At 59.1% G+C, this 17,436-nt stretch carries 12 protein-coding genes; 4 read left to right on the top strand and 8 right to left on the bottom strand.

Annotation, left to right across the window (positions count from 1 at the left end):
* The first annotated feature begins 13 nt into the window (after positions 1 to 13).
* From pdxR to KF708C_RS16800, 3 genes are all read left to right on the top strand, one after another.
* Entirely contained in the window at positions 14 to 1,435 is a 1,422-nt protein-coding gene (pdxR, locus tag KF708C_RS16810; protein ID WP_059412692.1) for a MocR-like pyridoxine biosynthesis transcription factor PdxR, read from the top strand.
* A gap of 115 nt (positions 1,436 to 1,550) precedes the next feature.
* Complete coding sequence (locus KF708C_RS16805; RefSeq protein WP_020206930.1) at positions 1,551 to 2,006, top strand: carboxymuconolactone decarboxylase family protein; 456 nt, start codon at positions 1,551 to 1,553, stop codon at positions 2,004 to 2,006.
* Positions 2,007 to 2,348: 342 nt separating this feature from the next.
* On the top strand, positions 2,349 to 3,614 hold the full coding sequence (locus tag KF708C_RS16800) for an NnrS family protein (RefSeq protein WP_370552839.1): 1,266 nt from the start codon (positions 2,349 to 2,351) through the stop codon (positions 3,612 to 3,614).
* A gap of 13 nt (positions 3,615 to 3,627) precedes the next feature.
* On the opposite strand, the gene KF708C_RS16795 is transcribed toward KF708C_RS16800, so the two are convergent.
* Positions 3,628 to 4,137 (bottom strand): RrF2 family transcriptional regulator, encoded by a 510-nt coding sequence (locus KF708C_RS16795; protein WP_059412691.1) that lies wholly within the window; start codon positions 4,135 to 4,137, stop codon positions 3,628 to 3,630.
* 275 nt (positions 4,138 to 4,412) lie between these two features.
* On the opposite strand from KF708C_RS16795, the gene KF708C_RS16790 reads away from it, so the two are divergent.
* A complete protein-coding gene (locus tag KF708C_RS16790; RefSeq protein WP_059412690.1) occupies positions 4,413 to 5,624 on the top strand; it encodes a globin domain-containing protein in 1,212 nt (403 codons plus the stop codon).
* Positions 5,625 to 5,868: 244 nt separating this feature from the next.
* Here KF708C_RS16790 and KF708C_RS16785 read toward each other — a convergent pair whose 3' ends face one another.
* From KF708C_RS16785 to KF708C_RS16765, 7 genes are all read right to left on the bottom strand, one after another.
* Positions 5,869 to 7,173 carry a nucleotide sugar dehydrogenase gene (locus KF708C_RS16785; RefSeq protein WP_059412689.1) on the bottom strand — a complete coding sequence of 435 codons (1,305 nt, stop codon included), beginning with the start codon at positions 7,171 to 7,173 and terminating at the stop codon, positions 5,869 to 5,871.
* Positions 7,174 to 7,510: 337 nt separating this feature from the next.
* Positions 7,511 to 8,986, bottom strand: a complete 1,476-nt coding sequence (locus KF708C_RS34650; protein ID WP_082079611.1) for a glycosyltransferase family 2 protein — start codon at positions 8,984 to 8,986, stop codon at positions 7,511 to 7,513.
* A 63-nt stretch (positions 8,987 to 9,049) separates the two neighbouring features.
* Positions 9,050 to 9,904: a hypothetical protein gene (locus KF708C_RS35740; RefSeq protein ID WP_156173864.1), complete on the bottom strand. Its 855-nt coding sequence runs from the start codon at positions 9,902 to 9,904 to the stop codon at positions 9,050 to 9,052.
* Positions 9,905 to 9,929: 25 nt separating this feature from the next.
* A complete protein-coding gene (locus KF708C_RS34645) occupies positions 9,930 to 12,122 on the bottom strand; it encodes a glycosyltransferase family 2 protein (RefSeq protein WP_197090377.1) in 2,193 nt (730 codons plus the stop codon).
* Between the two features lie 52 nt (positions 12,123 to 12,174).
* Positions 12,175 to 13,803, bottom strand: a complete 1,629-nt coding sequence (locus KF708C_RS35735) for a class I SAM-dependent methyltransferase (protein WP_156173863.1) — start codon at positions 13,801 to 13,803, stop codon at positions 12,175 to 12,177.
* A complete protein-coding gene (locus tag KF708C_RS16770; protein WP_059412687.1) occupies positions 13,800 to 15,869 on the bottom strand; it encodes a hypothetical protein in 2,070 nt (689 codons plus the stop codon). Before KF708C_RS16770 ends, KF708C_RS35735 begins: the two co-directional genes overlap by 4 nt.
* Positions 15,870 to 15,952: 83 nt before the next feature.
* On the bottom strand, positions 15,953 to 17,413 hold the full coding sequence (locus tag KF708C_RS16765; RefSeq protein ID WP_231586519.1) for a capsule biosynthesis protein: 1,461 nt from the start codon (positions 17,411 to 17,413) through the stop codon (positions 15,953 to 15,955).
* Positions 17,414 to 17,436 lie beyond the last annotated feature (23 nt).

Genomic DNA, 17,436 nt, shown 5'->3' with positions numbered 1-17,436 from the left:
ACGAGGCCAGCCCATGACCCCCACCGCGAAGCACGGCAATTTCGCGCCGCTGGATCCGGCGGCAGCCGCCCCTTTCTACCGGCAGATCTACGAGCGCTTTCGCGGCGCCATCACCAGCGGATTGCTGAAGCCGGGCGACCGGATACCCTCGGTGCGCGCGCTGACGCAAGAACTGGGACTGGCGCGGGGCACGATAGAAACGGCTTATTCCCTGCTGGCCGCCGAGGGGTACATCCAGGCTCGCGGCCAGGCGGGGACCATCGTGACGCCGGGCCTCAAGCTTCCGCCCGCCGGCGGCGCCATGCCGCCGCCGGGGACCGACGCGCCCGAACTCAGTTTCCGCCCGGACTCGGTGCTGCCGTTCCAGATGGGCTTGCCCGCGCTGGACATGTTTCCCCGCAAGATCTGGGCACGCCTGGGCGCGCAATGCGTGCGCGCCATGCAGCCGTCGGACATGGCGCACCCGTCCGTATACGGCCTGCCGGGCCTGCGCGCCGAGATCGCCGCGTACCTGCAGGTCTCGCGCGGGATCCACTGCGCCGCGTCGCAGGTGTTCGTGACCTCGGGATACCGGCACACCATGCAGTTGATCTGCCAGGCGCTGTGGAAGGCCGGAGACCGCGTCTGGCTCGAAGACCCGGGCTACCCGCCCACGCGGGAACTGCTGGAGCACATGCACCTCGCCACCGTGCCGGTGCCGGTGGACCGCGACGGCCTGGTCGTCGCCGCCGGCATCGAGGCGGCGCCGCGAGCACGCGCGGCGGTGGTCACGCCCGGGCACCAGAGCCCGCTGGGCGTATCTCTGTCCTTGCCGCGGCGCCTGGCGCTACTGGACTGGGCCACGCGAAACCGCGCATGGATCGTCGAAGACGACTACGACAGCGAATACCGCTACGTCAGCCGTCCCCTGCCCGCGCTGAAAAGCCTCGACCGTGACGAGCGCGTGCTCTACGCGGGCACGTTCAGCAAGGTGCTGTTCCCCGGCATCCGGCTCGCCTATCTCGTCGTGCCGCCGACGCAGGTCGAGCGGTTCGAGCGGATCAGCCAGGTCTTCGCCGGCGGAAGCCCCCAGCTGACGCAGGCGATCGTCACCGCCTTCATCAGGGAAGGCCATTTCGCGCGCCATATCCAGCGGATGCGCAAGCTCTATGCCGAGCGCCGGGACGCCGCCACGGCGGGCCTGGAAAGCGTGCTGGGAAAGCAGGCGCGCATCGATGCGCAGCCGGGCGGCATGCACCTGATCCTGCGCCTGCGGGGCCAGCGCTCGGATCGCCGGCTGGCGGCGAGCATGCGGGAGCACGGCCTGTACGGCGAGGCGCTGTCGCGCTGGACGACGGCGGGCGATGGCGTCTCGGCCTTGCTGCTGGGCTTCACGAACATCGACTCCCGGGCCACCGCCGAACATCTCGGCAGGCGCATCCTGAAGCTCATCTGACGCGGCGCGCGGGCTGGCGTCATGGCCCATGTCGCAAGGCGAATCATGGACCATCCGGGATAGGCCAAGATGCGCCATGATTAGGGCTCCGGATCAACACACAGAAGGATGCGTCATGAGCCATCGCCTCGACTATGCAAAAGTTTCCCCCGAGGGCTACAAGGCCTTCGGCGGGGTGTACATGTCTCTCCAGAAATGCGGCCTTCCGCGGGAACTGGTCAATCTCGTGTACCTGCGGGTTTCGCAGATCAACGGCTGCGCCTATTGCATCGACATGCATTCCCGCGACCTGCTCACGCAGGGCCTTTCCGTGGACAAGCTCGTGCTGGTGCCCGTGTGGCGCGAGGCCGGAAATCTGTTCAGCGCCCGCGAGCGCGCCGCGCTTGCCTGGGCGGAAACCGTGACGCGCGTGGCCGACACCGGCGTTCCCGATGCCGACTACGAAGCCGCCGCGGCCGAATTCAGCGACAAGGAACTGGTCGACCTGACGTATGCCATCGGCCTGATGAACGCCTTCAACCGCCTGGGCGTGACGTTCCGCGCCACCCCCGCCGCCGCCGGCAAAGCCTGAAGGATCACAAGCGCGCCAAAAGCGAGTGCCCTGCGCACGGGAATGCCCGCTCGCCGGCACTCGCGTCTTTCCGGGTGCGGCCGGCTTGCGCTTTCCGCACGCACATTCCGGCGGTCATCTGACCACCGCTGCCGCCCGCGGCAGCTTTGCCGGGCCCGGGAGTGACGGGCTTGCGGCAGGAGCGGATGCGCCAGGCGGCCCGCCGGCCTTTTCCGTCAGACACGTCCGCATGCCGTCTTTTATGTTGCATTAAAAATGCTTGTTTTATAGAATCGTCGGGAGGCTGCCATGCGGCAGGATGCCGGCCGGCCAGAAAAAAACGAACGGGAAGGAAGCCGCGCCATGACCACATCGATCGACACCATGCACCCCGACCCGACACCGCGCGCGGCATCCATGCAGCCGCTGCTCCAGACCCCGCCGCCATCCCGCCCCGCGCCCGCCCGCCACGGCGGGCTGCCCGTGCTGGCGCTGGCATTCCGGCCCTTCTACCTGCTCGCGGCGGCGTTCGCCGTGCTGTCGGTCGGCGCGTGGGCCGCCATCTACCTGGGCTGGTGGCCGGCCGGCGCCGCGCAGCCGCCGATGGGCGGCATGCTCTGGCATGCGCATGAAATGGTGTTCGGCTTTGCCGCCGCGGTGGTGGTCGGCTTCCTCTTCACGGCGGGCAGGAACTGGACCGGGCTGCAGACGCCGCGCGGCGCGGCGCTGGCCGGGCTGGCCGCGCTCTGGCTGGCCGCGCGCGTGCTGATGTGGACCGGGCCGGCGCCGCTCGCGGTGGCGCTGGACCTGGCCTTCCTGCCGCTGTGCGCGGCCAGCTTCCTGCGCGTGCTGGTGCGCGCCGGCAGCAAGCGCAACTATGGCCTGGCCGGCGCGCTGTTCCTGCTGTGGGCGCTCAACGTGGCGTTCCACGTGGCGCTGGCGCGCGGCGCGGTGCCGGCGGCGCTGCAAAGCGCGGAGGCGGGCATCGGCCTGGTGGTGGTGTTCATCACCGTGATCGGCGGGCGCGTCATCCCGATGTTCACGGCCAACAGCGTGCCCGGCGTGCGCATCCGCCGCTCGCCGCTGGCCGAGCGCACCGTGGTGCCGCTGACGCTGGCCGCGATGGCGGCGTGCGCGCTGGCGCCGCAAGGCATGATCACCGCCGCGCTCGCGCTGCTGGCGGCGCTGGCGCACGCCGTGCGCCTGGGCGGCTGGGGCTCGCGGCGGACGCTGCGCCGCCCGCTGATCGGCATCCTGCACCTGGCCTATGTCTGCCTGCCGCTCGGCCTGGCGCTGCTGGCCGCCGCCGCGCTCGGCCACGCGGACCGCTCCTCGGCCCTGCATGCGCTGACCGTCGGCGCGATCGGCTGCGCCATCATCGGCATGATCACGCGCACCGCGCTGGGCCACACCGGGCGCCTGCTCGAGGCGCGCGCGGTGGAGACGGCGGCCTACGCGGCGGTCTTCGCCGCGGCCGTGCTGCGCGTGGCCGGGCCGCTGGTCCTGCCGCAGTACAAGCCGTTCTGGATCGCCGCCGCGGCGGTGGCGTGGATGGCCGCGTTCGCGCTGTACCTGTTCAAGTACGTGCCGTTCCTGATGCGTCCGCGCGCCGACGGGCGCGAAGGCTAGCGCCGGGCCGCGCCTACGCCGTCCCGCCGCCGGGCGCCGCGCGCGCCTTGCGTGTCACGCTCCTGACCGGAATGCCGGCCACCGTGCCGCCATCCGGCGCCAGCGCGCGGCTCAATGCCGCCGGGCGTGCCACCAGGTCCTGCAGGCTATAGGCGTCCAGCACGTCGAAGTAAGCCCGCAGCGCGGCCGACAACACGCCGCGCAGGCCGCACACCCGCGTGATGACGCAATGATTGTCGTCGCCCTGGAAGCACTCCACCAGGCTGAAATCCGACTCCATCGTGCGGATCACCTCCCCCACGTTGATCGCCGCCGCCGGCCGGCCCAGCTCGATCCCGCCCGCGCGCCCGCGCACCGTATGCAGGTAGCCGGCCTGGCCGAGCTTCTGCACGATCTTGATCAGGTGGTTCTTGGGAATGTCGAACGCATCGGCGATGCGCTGGATGGTGACGAGTTCGCCCGGGTGGACCGCGACGTAGATCAGGGTCCGCAGACTGTAGTCGGTGTAGTCGGTCAGTCTCATGCAAAGTGGTCCTCCGCCGTGCGGATCGTGGTGCGGAATGCGGGGCAGCCGGCATGCGCGCGGCGCGCGGGCGCCGCGCCGGCGGCACGCGCAGTCTAACATGGCCCTTCGATACATCTTTTGCGATGCCGCAAATTTATGTTGCACAGCAAATGCATGTTTAATAGAATGGGTTCCGAGGTGACGCGGACAAAGCGCAGATCGCCCGCCGCCGCCCCTGTTGCGGATTCATTCGCCCCATTTGTTGTATTTAGTGTATATCTTTGGAGGTTGCAGTGCTGTCTGAAAAATCGAGACCCCTGATCGATGCGAGCGTACCCGTGCTGCGCCAGCATGGCCTGGCCATCACCACCGCGTTCTATCGCAATATGTTCGCCGACAGGCCCGAACTGACCAACCTGTTCAACATGGGCAACCAGGCCAACGGCGCGCAGCAGCAATCGCTCGCCGCCGCCGTGTTCGCCTATGCCGCCAACTACGGCGACAACAGCGCGCTGGCCCCGGTGGTCAGCCGCATCGTCCACAAGCACGCCTCGGTCGGCATCAAGCCCGGCCACTACACCGTCGTCGCCCGCCACCTGCTCGGCGCCATCGGCGAAGTGCTGGGCGAAGCCGCCACGCCCGAGCTCGTCGCCGCCTGGGACGAAGCCTACTGGCTGCTCGCCGCCGAGCTGATCGCCGCCGAGACGCGCCTCTACGAACGCGCCGGCACCGGCCCCGACCACCGCCAGCCGGTGCGCATCGTCGCGCGCGAGGAACAGAGCGCCGACATCACCTCGTTTACGCTCGAAGCCGTCCCCGGCACCACCCTCGCCGACTTCCTGCCCGGCCAGTACATCTCCGTGGTGGTGGAACTCTCGCACGGCGTGTTCCAGCAGCGCCAGTACAGCCTCTCCGACGCGCCCAACGGCCGCACCTGGCGCATCTCCGTCAAGCGCGAGCGCGGCGACGACGCCGGCCTGCCCGCCGGCGCGGTCTCCAACTGGCTGCACGACAATGCCCGCCCCGGCGACGTCCTGATGGTCAGCCAGCCGTTCGGCGACTTCGCGCCCGCCATCGAGCCCGCCCACCCCATCGTGCTGCTCTCCGCCGGCGTCGGCGTCACACCCATGATCTCCGCGCTCAACGCCGTCGCGCAGCGCAACCCCGCGCGCAAGGTCGTCTTCGGCCACGCCGCGCGCATGGCCTCGCACGTGGCCCACGTCAAGGACGTCAAGCACGCCGCGCGCCAACTGCCCGGCCTGCGCACCCACTTCTTCCTCGAGTCCGGCGAGCCGGCCGAATTCCTGGCCCGGCCCGCCCTGCCCGGCCGCATGGATATCGACGTCATCTTCGCCGGCGACGACCTCGCCGACGCCGACTTCTACCTCTGCGGCCCGCTGCCCTTCATGCAGGCGCAGCGCGCCGCGCTGGCGGCGCGCGGGGTAAAGGCGGAGCGCGTGCATCGCGAGGTGTTCGGGCCGGATTTGCTGGATGGGTTGTTGTAGGAACGACAAGCCGGTCCCGGCTCGAGATTTCTCTGGTCAAATCTGACGAGATCGAGAAACTCACCGGAACGAGCCAACAGCGCAGCAGCTCATGCTGTCTCGCAGCGCTGGCCGATCAGTTGCATTGCCTCTGATCGGCTGGCTACCACCGGCATCGGAGGCAGCGGGCCATTGGCAGGTATCAATGCCCGCGAGTTGAAGGCCCCGGATGCCTACCTGGTGATGATCGGACAGACAGGTTGCCTCAGGCTTTGACCAGATTTCCTGCCGCTTGCCGGTAACGACCGCGAGTATCGACCACCACCTTCGCGCACTTCCGGATCTGGTCGTAGTCAAAACGATCATGATCCGTGGCGACAAGAACGCAATCGTACCGGCCGATCTCGCTGGCACTCAGATCCACGCTCCTCAGGTCAAAGCTGTGTTCTCGCATTTTTGGGAAAACCGGTACATGAGGATCGCTATAGGCCACCTCGGCTCCGAGTGCGCGCAATTTTTCCATCAGCACGACCGAAGGCGACTCACGCATATCGTCCACGTTTTTCTTGTAGGCGATGCCAAGCACCAGGATCTTGCTGCCGCGGACGGAGCGCTTGACCTGATTGAGCGCGCCGATTACCTTTTCAATCACATAATCCGGCATGGATGAATTGATCTCCCCCGCCAGCTCAATGAAACGAGTGTGCAAACCATACTCACGGGCTTTCCATGTAAGGTAGAACGGATCGATGGGAATGCAATGCCCGCCCAGACCTGGGCCAGGATAATAAGGGACAAAGCCAAATGGCTTGGTCGCGGCGGCGCTGATTACCTCGTGGATATCGATATTCATTCGATCGGCGACGATCTTCATTTCATTGACCAGCCCGATATTCACCGCGCGATGTATGTTTTCCAGCAATTTGGTCAGCTCGGCGGCGCGCGTGGAACTGACGGGAACCACGGTATCGATCGCTGCTCCGTAGAGAGCCATGCCGACATCCAAGCATGCGGCCGTATGTCCGCCGCATATCTTTGGAATGGTGCGCGTGGAAAAATCAGTATTTCCCGGATCCTCTCGTTCCGGAGAGAACACCAGAAACACCTCTTGCCCGACAGTCAGCCCGCGCGATTCGATTCGCGGCAGCAGCTCTTCCTCAGTTGTCCCCGGATAGGTCGTGCTTTCGAGAGATAGCACCTGGCCAGGACGAAGATGAGGAATCAACGCATCCACCGTCCCAAGGACAAAGCTCAGATCCGGCTCTCGGTAACGGTTCAATGGCGTCGGCACGCAAATGATCAGGGCGTCTGCTTCCTTCGCTCGGGAAAAATCGGTCGTGACCTCCAGATTTCCGCTGGCAGCAGCCTGGATCTGCGCGGACGGGATGTGTTCGATATAGGTCCTGCCCTGGAGCAAGGCATCGATTTTTGACTGATCGATATCGAAACCGATGACGTGATAGCCGACATCCACATAGCGCAGCAGCAGCGGCAGTCCAACATATCCCAGCCCGACGATCCCAATTACGGCTCGCTTGCTGTCAAGTCGTTCCACAAGAGTATTTTTCATTTTTTCTCAATGAACTCAGGCATCAATAAAAATATAAAATTCCTGGTCAGGAAAAAATATTATATTGCGGTCATAAGCCACAATTTAGTAGAAAATTCCCAAATCCTTATGGATTTTTCTTGTGGTGGGAAAATTCTGAAATTATTCCATTTTCATGTGACCCATTGAGACTCGGGCATCCAGCGCTCATATCTACACGCGGCAGTTGTGACTGGCGCTCCGCGCCGCATTGCGCGCGCCACCTCGGTTTCCACCACGGATTGTGCATGAGCCGCCTTATGACACCTTACCCAGAGCTCTTGCCGCGGCTTCTCGTTCGCAACAGATCCCCATCTGATCATTCTTGCGGGAAGCATTCAATACTGGCCATGCACGCGGCGGCATCGCTCGCACGGAGAGCAATCTCCCTGGGCACGGCGAACGGGCGCTCTGCCTCGATCCGTTCGATATCGAATGGCATGCGCGGCTGGTATCGCATGCGCAGTGCGTCGATATGCCAGCGAGACCATGCTTCCCAATAAGCCTGGCGCTGCGACGAAATACCACTGTCCGAATAGCCTGTAGCGTCGGCGGTCATCAGGGAATCCGGCCGATGAGCCGCTAGCGCCAGCGGCTGCACTACCCGCCGCATGGCGGCATCGCCAAATACCAGGCGAAGGCGTGCCAGGAACTCGCTATCCGCGCCGGTCCGCACGCGATCCCAGGCACCCGCCCGCTTCAAGACCTTGTCCTTTCGAAACAAGAGCGACGAGGAATTCATGCGCATCAGCGGATGCACTTGCCGCGCGTAAAAGATCCCGTCGTCCTGCATGCGCACCCAGTACGAAACGGTCGCGATCAAGCGTGAGTCCTCCAGCAAAGGCTTTACCTGACGTTCGATCTTCAAAGGGTGCGACCAGTCGTCCGAGTCGTGGCAGGTAACGAACGTGCCTCGTGCATGGTGCAGACCGATATTCTTTGCCAGATAGGTGCCACCATTGCAGCCGAGACGTAGATATTTGACCCGGTGGTCTCGCGTTGCCCAGGCCCGCACGATGTCTGGCGTCTCATCATCGCTCGCATCGTCAATGATTATCAACTCTATATTTCGATAGCTCTGCCCAAGCACTGCGCCGATCGCCATATCGGCCCGCCGCCCCGTTTGGTAGGTCGTCATGAGTACGCTGACAAGCGGGCCATCAACCGTCTTGATCGGTGCCGGGGCTTGCACATTGAGCGGCGATGGCGGCAGACCGGCATCGCAGAGCGACAACTGCGGCAATTGATATGTCTGCAAGAACGCATTCAGGCGGATCAACTGTTGAGCGGGTGCTCCTCGTTCCGTATTGGATCGATAGAGATGGAGTTCGGGGAACCTGCGCTGTTCTCCTTTTGCAAATGCCTCTTTCAATACTGCGCGAGCTTCGGAAAACGCAGCCGTCCGCAGCAATAGGGCCGCTCGCAGGGAAACCGACGCCGAAGGGTTATCGAGCATTTGTATCGCCAATTCAGGCATGAACGGGGCCAACGCACCGGCCAGTGCCTCACGATGCGGTCTGCAGTCCGCCCGCCGCAAGAACTCCCGGGCTTCTACCTCGGCTTCGCCCAGCCGGCCACATGCAGCGAACGCAACGGCCTTGGCAAACAGACCACGCCAATGTCGATCCGTGCGTGTTCGCTCAACAATTGCCGCATACATCTTCAGGCGGTAATACGACCAAAGCTCAAGACTGTTGCTGGCGCAACTGTGCGCATCTGCCTTTGCAAGGACATGCGCGAATCGGTTTCTGCGAAAATTCCATAGACAGATAAATCGATCCAGCATGTCCATCATTAATAATCAATAAATAAAAAGCAAGTACAATTAATAAAAAATCTTGCATCATCCGCACAAGAATTACGTAACAGAAACTATAGGCATGTAGCCAGGATACTGCCGTGGATTTTTGCATAGTTCGAAGAATCCGGCACCGAAGTTCGAAACAAGGTAATTGTTCAATCTGGAAACCGACTCGTCATTTCCACCTCTCTTATTGAATGACTCATATAAGGAAGGCCCTGGATCTCCTGCCTCGACCGAAGGGAATGCATCCGACAGCGCATCGTTGATGGCAAAACAGCCGACGCCAAAAACAAGGGTGTGCGCCTTCAGCCACAAATCATCTGCTTTAGGGGCATATTTGACCGCGGAAACGACATCCCTGACCTTGGGGTGGAAATGAAAAGGCGAATACAGCACTCCATCCTTTCCGGTCAGGACATTTCGTATCGATGGGTTAACTCGAATAACCTTATCCCACTTCCTGTATTTATCAGGACTATTGCCATCGAATACTATCGAGCGTGCTCGATATCCGATAACGCATTTCCTCTCTTTGAAACAACGGTACAGGCCATCGAGCCAGTCTTTTGGATACAGCGTATCGTCATCAGCAGTCACAATCAAAGATCCCAGGAAATCCGCGGGCGGCAACGAGTAGACATGATTGATGATCGGCAATATCTTCCTGTAAGGGCCGGAATTATCAACGTAATGTATCGAAAATCTCCCTCTCTCTTTTCTGACCAAATTTTTCAATTGATCCGTGATTTCCCCACATCCCTTGTCCAGTAGATAGGGGTAATTTGAAATATATAGTCTTACCTCATAATCTATCAGATCAAATTTCGCAGACAAGATAGATTCGACCACTTTATGAACAGATGCCAGCCTGGAACTAATTGTGGTCAGGCAAACGAATATTTTTTCCATTTTCAATAGCTCAATTATAATTTTTTCAATTTCTCAGCAACTGCGGGATCCAAAGTAAGGCATCATCCCCTCCTCCTTGTTTCCAGACTGTATGAGTCATCATGTATCGCATTGTCTCCAACGCAGTGCGATACATGTATTCCCGTCCCGACGAAATCGTGCCCAACCCACCCCGCGTCAAGACCAATGGCTTATTGATGGCCACGATGGCTTGGTCGCCATAAATTCGCTTCATCCGCGCCCGGAATTCAATATCTCCTCGTGTCCGAGTTGGCAGGAAGCCACCAATCTGGCCAAACACGCCACGTCTCCAGATGAATGAAACGGGACCGTCCCCCTCAATTTCGCCTGGGACGGAACCATCCGGCATCAAGCCGGACTCCTCTGAAATCCTCAGGTGCTGGGCATGTGTTGCCATTATTCCTTCATCGCAAACCAGCGGACCTGTCTGATAGATCAATCTCTCCGGATGAGATATATCATCATCATCCTGCACGGCAATATAGTCCCCCTTAGAAATACCTATTGCCGTATTTCTGGACTCATACTGTCCCTGGTTTATTTCATTCCGCATAAAGACTATCTCGCATCGCCCCGGATCGATTCCATTCATGGCCCTGGCAATCGTGTTCCTGAATGCCGCATCCGGGTTGCCGGGAGAGCAGTCGTCAACCAGGATTACCTGCAGGCGTACCCGTTCCTGCTTCACAATGGAGCGCAACGACAGATACAGCAATTCGAAATCTGGCGAGAATGTGGTCATGATTACGGAAACAAAGGGAAGATCATCCGTGTCCCCAACCACCTCAGCCGATTCCCTTTCCCATTTTTCCAGCACTCCCGCCATATAATCTCTCACCGATCCGTATCTCGACGGTGAAATCAATGTGTGTCCGAACCCGGAATCGATCAGACTCCTGTTTATATTTGATATAAATGGAATGTCATACCCGGAAATGGCGAGGAGCGAATCTCGTCGCCCCTCATCGAGCCCCAGTCTCCGGAAGTTTTCATGAAACCAGAGCAGGAATTTTGTGGCAACACCAAAAACAGCCAGCGCAACCAAACACCTGGCGGCCCAGATATTCGCATCATTTTCGGACGAAGCATCAATAGAGATATTTTTCTCGAACAAATCAATAACAATTTCCGACGAATCGCGCCCACACGACATGCTCTTCACCAGGCTGGCTCTCCTCAAATCTCGCGAGAGCAATAGAAGAGATTTCTCAGACAGATGAAGAATTCTCTCGACCGTCGCCGCTCCAAAATCAGACTCGAACCCACCAATCTCCTTCCGTATTGCCATTGCCTGGGTAATGAGAACAAATGAATCGGCGTCTTCGGATTTCACATTTCTTGCAATAAAATCTATAGCATCGGAATATCGTCTGCGCAATGCGAGCCCCTTCAGAAAACTCTGCCTGAGTCCCCGGCAGAACATCTTAAGTTCAGGGCAACTATTTTTTATTTTAGAGAATAATTTCTCGAAATTAGCAAGAAAAAGATCGGGTAAATCTTCAGAAGATAGCTCGAATGATAAATAAAGGAGATTGTCGATCTCCCTCACCTTTGCCTCATCATCTGCCACGAAATCGATCCTGGAAATTGCCTCCGACAAGTTGAACCCAATATTTTCAAGAACCCCGGTTATGTCTTGCGAATACCCCAATATTGAAACGAGATCATTGATTCTCTTTCGTTGTATCCTTGGGCTTGATGAAAGATAGGTAATGTAATGCGGTAAGAACCTCTCAATTGCACGCAGAAATCGCTGGCTCCTCCCTTCCGCGATGGCATTCTTGAAATCCTCTAGCGAGGGAAGATCATTGAAGTCACTGCTACGACGGTCTGCAGTCGAGAACAATCTCTCGAACTCTGGAAAATTATCCGGAATTTTGCACGGAGGAGGAATCGACAACAAAAACGCGGTTTCATCGATCAGGAAAGTCGAAATATCCTTCTTCTGATTCCTGGCCTGTGCCGCAAAGACCATGATTTCATTCATGCGCGGAGTTGTTCTTTCCTGGTACTCAGGATCGATAAAAGCCTGCCAGAATATCTCGGGATTTTTCGATCTGTGCTCCAGGAAATCGGAAAATAGTTCGCGCAACCGGTCATCTAGCGTTGACGGTTTTGTTGCATCACACAAGCAATGAATTCTGGCTTCATCATGACGCAATATGGTATGGTTGACGTCTTCACTATAAACTGACATTTTCGACACCTCAATATTCAAAAACCAATCCCCAATTTCGTGAGGACGTCGTTCATTGCTGCTGCAGTTCGTAGAAATAAAAATCCGAGAACGACGAGTATTTTGAATTCCTCTCTCCGTCGCTAGGATAGTCATTCCTGATAAAATCGATCAGACGCCAGGACGCAAGATTTTCATCGATCCAGTTGGTGAATCTCCGTCTGCGCAAGTGAACCTCATCTCCTGCGACAGACTCCTGTTCGCATGAATAGATCAACACGAACCGTGTCGAACTCCGAAATAGCATCGACATATATCTCTCGAATAGATCATCTTCTACCAGGTGAAATATCACATCCAATGATAATGTCAGCTCGGCGCAATCCGAACTCTCGATAAAATCGTCGACCACAAGGAATGATTTTCCTGGGTCCGTCGAGAATTTATCTTTGCACACCTGAATTATCGCGGGGCTTATATCAACACCAATGTAGCGCCCTACCGAGAATTTTCCGAGCTGATTTCCATCGCCACAGCCAAATTCTATGAGTTTTTCTATTTTATTATTCTGGATGAACTCATTAATTATCCTGGCTTTGAATTCGGCAAGCCGCCCGTATGATCCATATCCGGAATTCCCTCCTTTGAGATACCTGTCATTCCAGTATTTTGCACTGGAAAATTCCTGCTTTCCGGATGAAATTCCGGATGGAGAATCAATCCGTATCGGATGGATTCCGTTACCCGTCCTCAATTTTTCTCTCTCTGTTTTTTTCTTGTTGGCTATACTGCTCTGACGATACCTTTCGCCGTCGCATCCGATCATTAATTCCATGCGCGCATTGGCACGCCTTAGTATTTCGCACTCTTTCCTGATTCTTATTGCCTGGATCTCCGCTGCTGTTTTTTCATTGGCTATCTTGTCGATATTATTTTCTTTCTCTTCCGCCAATTTCCCCAGGCGTTTCAGATTCTGCATCAATCTTTTCTTTTCAGCCTGAAAATCCAGAAACGTCTCGGTCGATTGCTGCTGCAATGCGCTAAGGAGGAATCGAAAATCCTTGACAAAAATGACATGACCAATAAGCGGGTGCCGCCCGGCTTCGGTGGCGATACAGCGATACCCGCGTGTGCAGAGGAAGCGCGTCAATTCGGATAGGCTCGCTCCGACTTCCGGCGGAACCACGCTATCGAACAGCGTGCGCAGCGTGATCACGTCAAAGCGGTCGAGCTTGTCGGCAGCGCTCTGAAGGATCGGCAGCGCAGGCAAGCAGTCCACCACCAGCCAGTTGGCGGAAAGGGCCGCTCCCTGCTGAAGCCTCTCCAATGTAGTGGTTGGCAGAGCCAGTTGCGCCCGGCTCTTGAGATTCGGCCAGAGGCCATGAAGTCGCGCCGGATCCAGCAAGCCGCTTTCCGCGCTTTGGCTCGCCACATGGAAGGTGGCGGTTCCGGCATTGGCAGCGATAAAGCGCTTTTGCAGGTCCCATCCCTCATGTCCGGCAATGCTGCGCTTCAGGTGCACGAACTGCCCGTCATCAGCTTCTACAAGCGTGACATTGGGCACGTCTTCCTCCAGCAGGAGTTGTACCCACCTTCCTGCGCCGGTCCCTGCTCCAACATAAAGAACGCCGTCTGGAGGATGAAGCACAAGGAAATGCCGCATCCATGAAAAAACCGAGGGCGATAGGGTCCTGGATTTCATGCCCGGCTCGTCCTTTCTTGCCGAAACGCCTTGACTTCACGACGAAGCGCCATCGGCAACTTCAGCCAGCCGAGCGGCGAGCCCAAACCGGCAAGCAACTTTGCGCCGAGCCGATATGAGAGATGCCGCATTGCGCGTTCGGCTTCGTGGACATCACGGTATTCGTGCAAGGGAACCCCGAGCTGAGCATGCTTTGCCGCCTCGGCACGGAATTGCCGCGTCTCACGCAGTAGTGCCCAGGGCATGGTGATCCACCCGCCTATGGAGCGGGACCGCAGAATCATCGTCGTACCCAGACGGTAGGTCAGCCCGTGTTTGATGCGATCAGCCGCTCCACGGTATTCAAGCGCCGGCCTGAAGTTGCGAGTCTTCAGTTGGTCGGCGACCTTGGCCGACCGCATCTCACGATGATGCCGCTCCTGTTCTTCCTGCATCTGATGAAGCTGCTTGAACAGGAGTTGATTCTCCTGCTCGAGCTCCTGCCGTATGTCGATCCGGCCTTGCTCTTCCGCCTGCCGGCTGTGGTCGGCCAACCGGAGTCTGAGTTCCGCCAGTTCCTCTGATCGTTCGATTGCCAGCTTTTCGCTCGACAGCAAGGCATCGACTCTTTCGCGCTGTTGCTTGCACTCGAGATGACTGCGCTCCAGCTCCGTTTGGATTTGATAAAGCTGCTTGAGCAGCAATTCGTTTTCTTGTTCGAGCTGCCGCCGCGATGCAAGCTGCATGCCCATCTCTTTGACTTGACTTGCCCGGTCGTCAGCGAGCCTGGCTCCAGCATCCACCCGCAGCTTGAGTTCCCCGAGCTGCGCCAGGCGTTCAGCCGCAAGCGCTTCGTTGTGCGTCAAGGACGCGATTGTTTCGCGTTGCAGCTTGGCCTCGAGATGGTAGCGCTCCAGTTCCTCGTGGGCCTGCTTGAGCTGTGCGTGCAAGAGCGCATTTTCCAGTCCAGTCTCGCGTTCCGTTGCGAGCCGGCCTTGCGTTTCCTTTAGCTGGGCAGACTGTGCTTCGGCAAACCGGGCTCGAGCGGCCATTGTCGTCCCCAGCTCGCCAAGACGTGCCAGCCGCTCGGTCGCAAGTCGCTTGTAGAGCATCAATGACTCTGCTTTCTCGCGTTGATGCCGGTAGTCGAGGCGAAGACTATCCAGCGCCTCCTGGGTGTGGGCCAGGGAGGACCGTAGACTGTTCAGTTGGACATGGCGTGCAGCCATGACACGCCATGCGCCAAGGGCTGCATTGTCCACAGGCACACGCTCGATGAGCGGAAGATCCGCAACGGACTGCAGTTCCTCGTAGATCTGCTGCGCCTGGGGAAACTGCTGGAGCAAGGCCTCCGACAGGTACTCACTCAGCGCATCCGCTGGCGGGAATGGCGTACCGACATCGTCCGGGCGCGACGTGGCCGAGGCGGCGGTGCCTTCCGGATGCGCCGCGCCGGACCGCTGCTCAGATTGCGCTTCATCCTCCCCCGCATGGGGAATCCCCAAGGGCGTGTTCAATGGCGCGCCGATGCGTGCCCGAACCTGCTGGAGGTAGTGGTTAGCGGACAATCGGACCTGTCCTGTATGCACCAACAGGGAACGATCGGTATTGCGATGGAAAAAATGCAGCAAGGCGGCGTTGTAAGCGCTCCAGTCATGGATGCGTTGCCGCAGGTGCTCGTGTGTCAGCTTGGTGTCGGCATCCTCGATCTGCGCAAGCAAGCTCCGCGGGCTGTCGTATGCAAGGATGAATGTGAGTCTCGGGTCAAGCGACTTCCAGTAGTCGAGCAGATGAACGGCTTGTGGATCCGCCCATCCCCAGAGCGTTTGATCCAGGTTGCCGAGCATCAGGTCAAGCGCCATGCCGTGCCAGATCGGACTGGCTTCAATCTGCTGAAGCTGGCCATCCGCCCCGGTCTTGTTCAGGGGAGATACGCCATGAGCCTTCAGAAGAGTGGCGCCGATTTCTACCGGCATCAGCTTCTCCCGCCGAGACGGCAAGGGACGGCTCATGCCACATTCGTTCAGCAGTCGCTCGACATCCTGATACTGCGACGAGTGATGGCCGACAATGAGAATCTTGTTCATGGTCACTTCCTGTGATCGTTCCATACCGGGACGCCGTTCGACAAAGTGCCGGCGCCACGCCGAGTCCCCATCGGAGAAACGCCTCATCCAACGCCGAATATGGCGAGCGTCCAGCGCAGCTTTCCGGAAATATCGAAGGGGGTACCGTCAAGTACATCGAGTGTCACAAGACTGGCAATGCACGCGAGACGCATCCCGAGCGTCTTCAACCTGTGAGCGGCGTAGCCGATATCCGCGGAGCCGGCTTTGGCGTAGAACGACGCATTGATCTGGGAGGCGCGTATGACGTAGTTGCGCAGGCGAGTGCTTGCGGCCTTGTCGAGGGGCACGCCGCTGGACCAGAACTCGTCCAGGCTCCCCAGGAAGGTCACGCCCTCTTTCGCATAAAAGCTGCGGCCAAGCACGATGACCGGCACGCTGTGAAAGAGAGCCTGCAATCCGACCGTCGAATTGACTGTCACCAGGCCCTTGCAGCGCTGCAATAGCGACGGCAGATGTGCGTCATGCACGTAGGCCACGCGCGATGCCACGCCGAGGCGTCGGGCGCAAGCGCTGATCATCCGCGTGTAGTCCGTGTGACCACGATCCATCGGATGGTGTTTGATCACCAGCATGGAGCCCGCAGGGGCGTATCGGGAGAACGAGAACATCGTCCACTCGATGAAATCCTCGACGCGCCGCCATGGGCTGTGCATGCGGATCTGACTGTCGTTGTGGACCTGCAGCGCAACGAGGAAGAACGGTGGATGATCGTGCGACAGCAGTCTCTTGATCGTTCCCTTTTCCCTATGCTGGTACAAAGGCCGGCGATAGCCGGCCCGCAACCAGCACGACAGTTCTCGCAAGCCGAACGGCTTGTGGTGCCGGTATTGAGGGTAGCGACAGGCGCCGGCCAAGCCAGCGGCGAAGTACAAGAACGAGTACCACGCCATCTTGCGGAAGGTGTGATGGAATGCAAGGTGCCTGGGCGGCTTCGCGATATCCGGTATCTGATCCAGCGACAACGACCCCAACGGGGAGTCGGCATTGACACCGCCGGCCTCGAGCGTGATGTAGTCGGGGCGGACATAACCCTCCTCGAACACCCAGAACGCGATCCCCTTCTTTCTGGCAACCCTGGCAGCGATGCGATGAGGACGCCGGCAATCGCCGAACACGACAATGGCCTCAATCCTCTCCCGGGCCAGGAACGCAAGCAGAAAATCCTCCCAGCCGCCCATCTTGTCGCGGAAGCGCAGGATATTGCCGGTGTGGTAGAACAGATCGTCACCACCGTTGAAATTGATCTTCCAGACGCAACTGCCGTACTGCTCGAGTTGATCGCGCAAGCCCGCAAAGAAGGGACCATTCGGCCCTTGCAGCAGCAGGATGCGACGATATCCGGCAAGCTGGCCGATGCTCGCCTGCTCCACCGATGCTCCGCCGGACGCAGTTGAGGAAGCCAACGACGACGTCGATCCCTTCCCGGCTCGTTCTCGTCGGGCGATTCCCGGATCAGCCTGGCGACCGATCGTATTCCGGCGATCTCTCAAGAGTAAGTGCATGATCTTTCCAACTGACCCTGACT

The sequence above is a fragment of the Cupriavidus basilensis genome, from assembly GCF_000876015.1.
Classification (GTDB): Bacteria; Pseudomonadota; Gammaproteobacteria; order Burkholderiales; family Burkholderiaceae; genus Cupriavidus; species Cupriavidus basilensis_B.
Note: the sequence above shows the minus strand (reverse complement) of the source record. Positions and strands in the feature narration are given on the sequence as shown.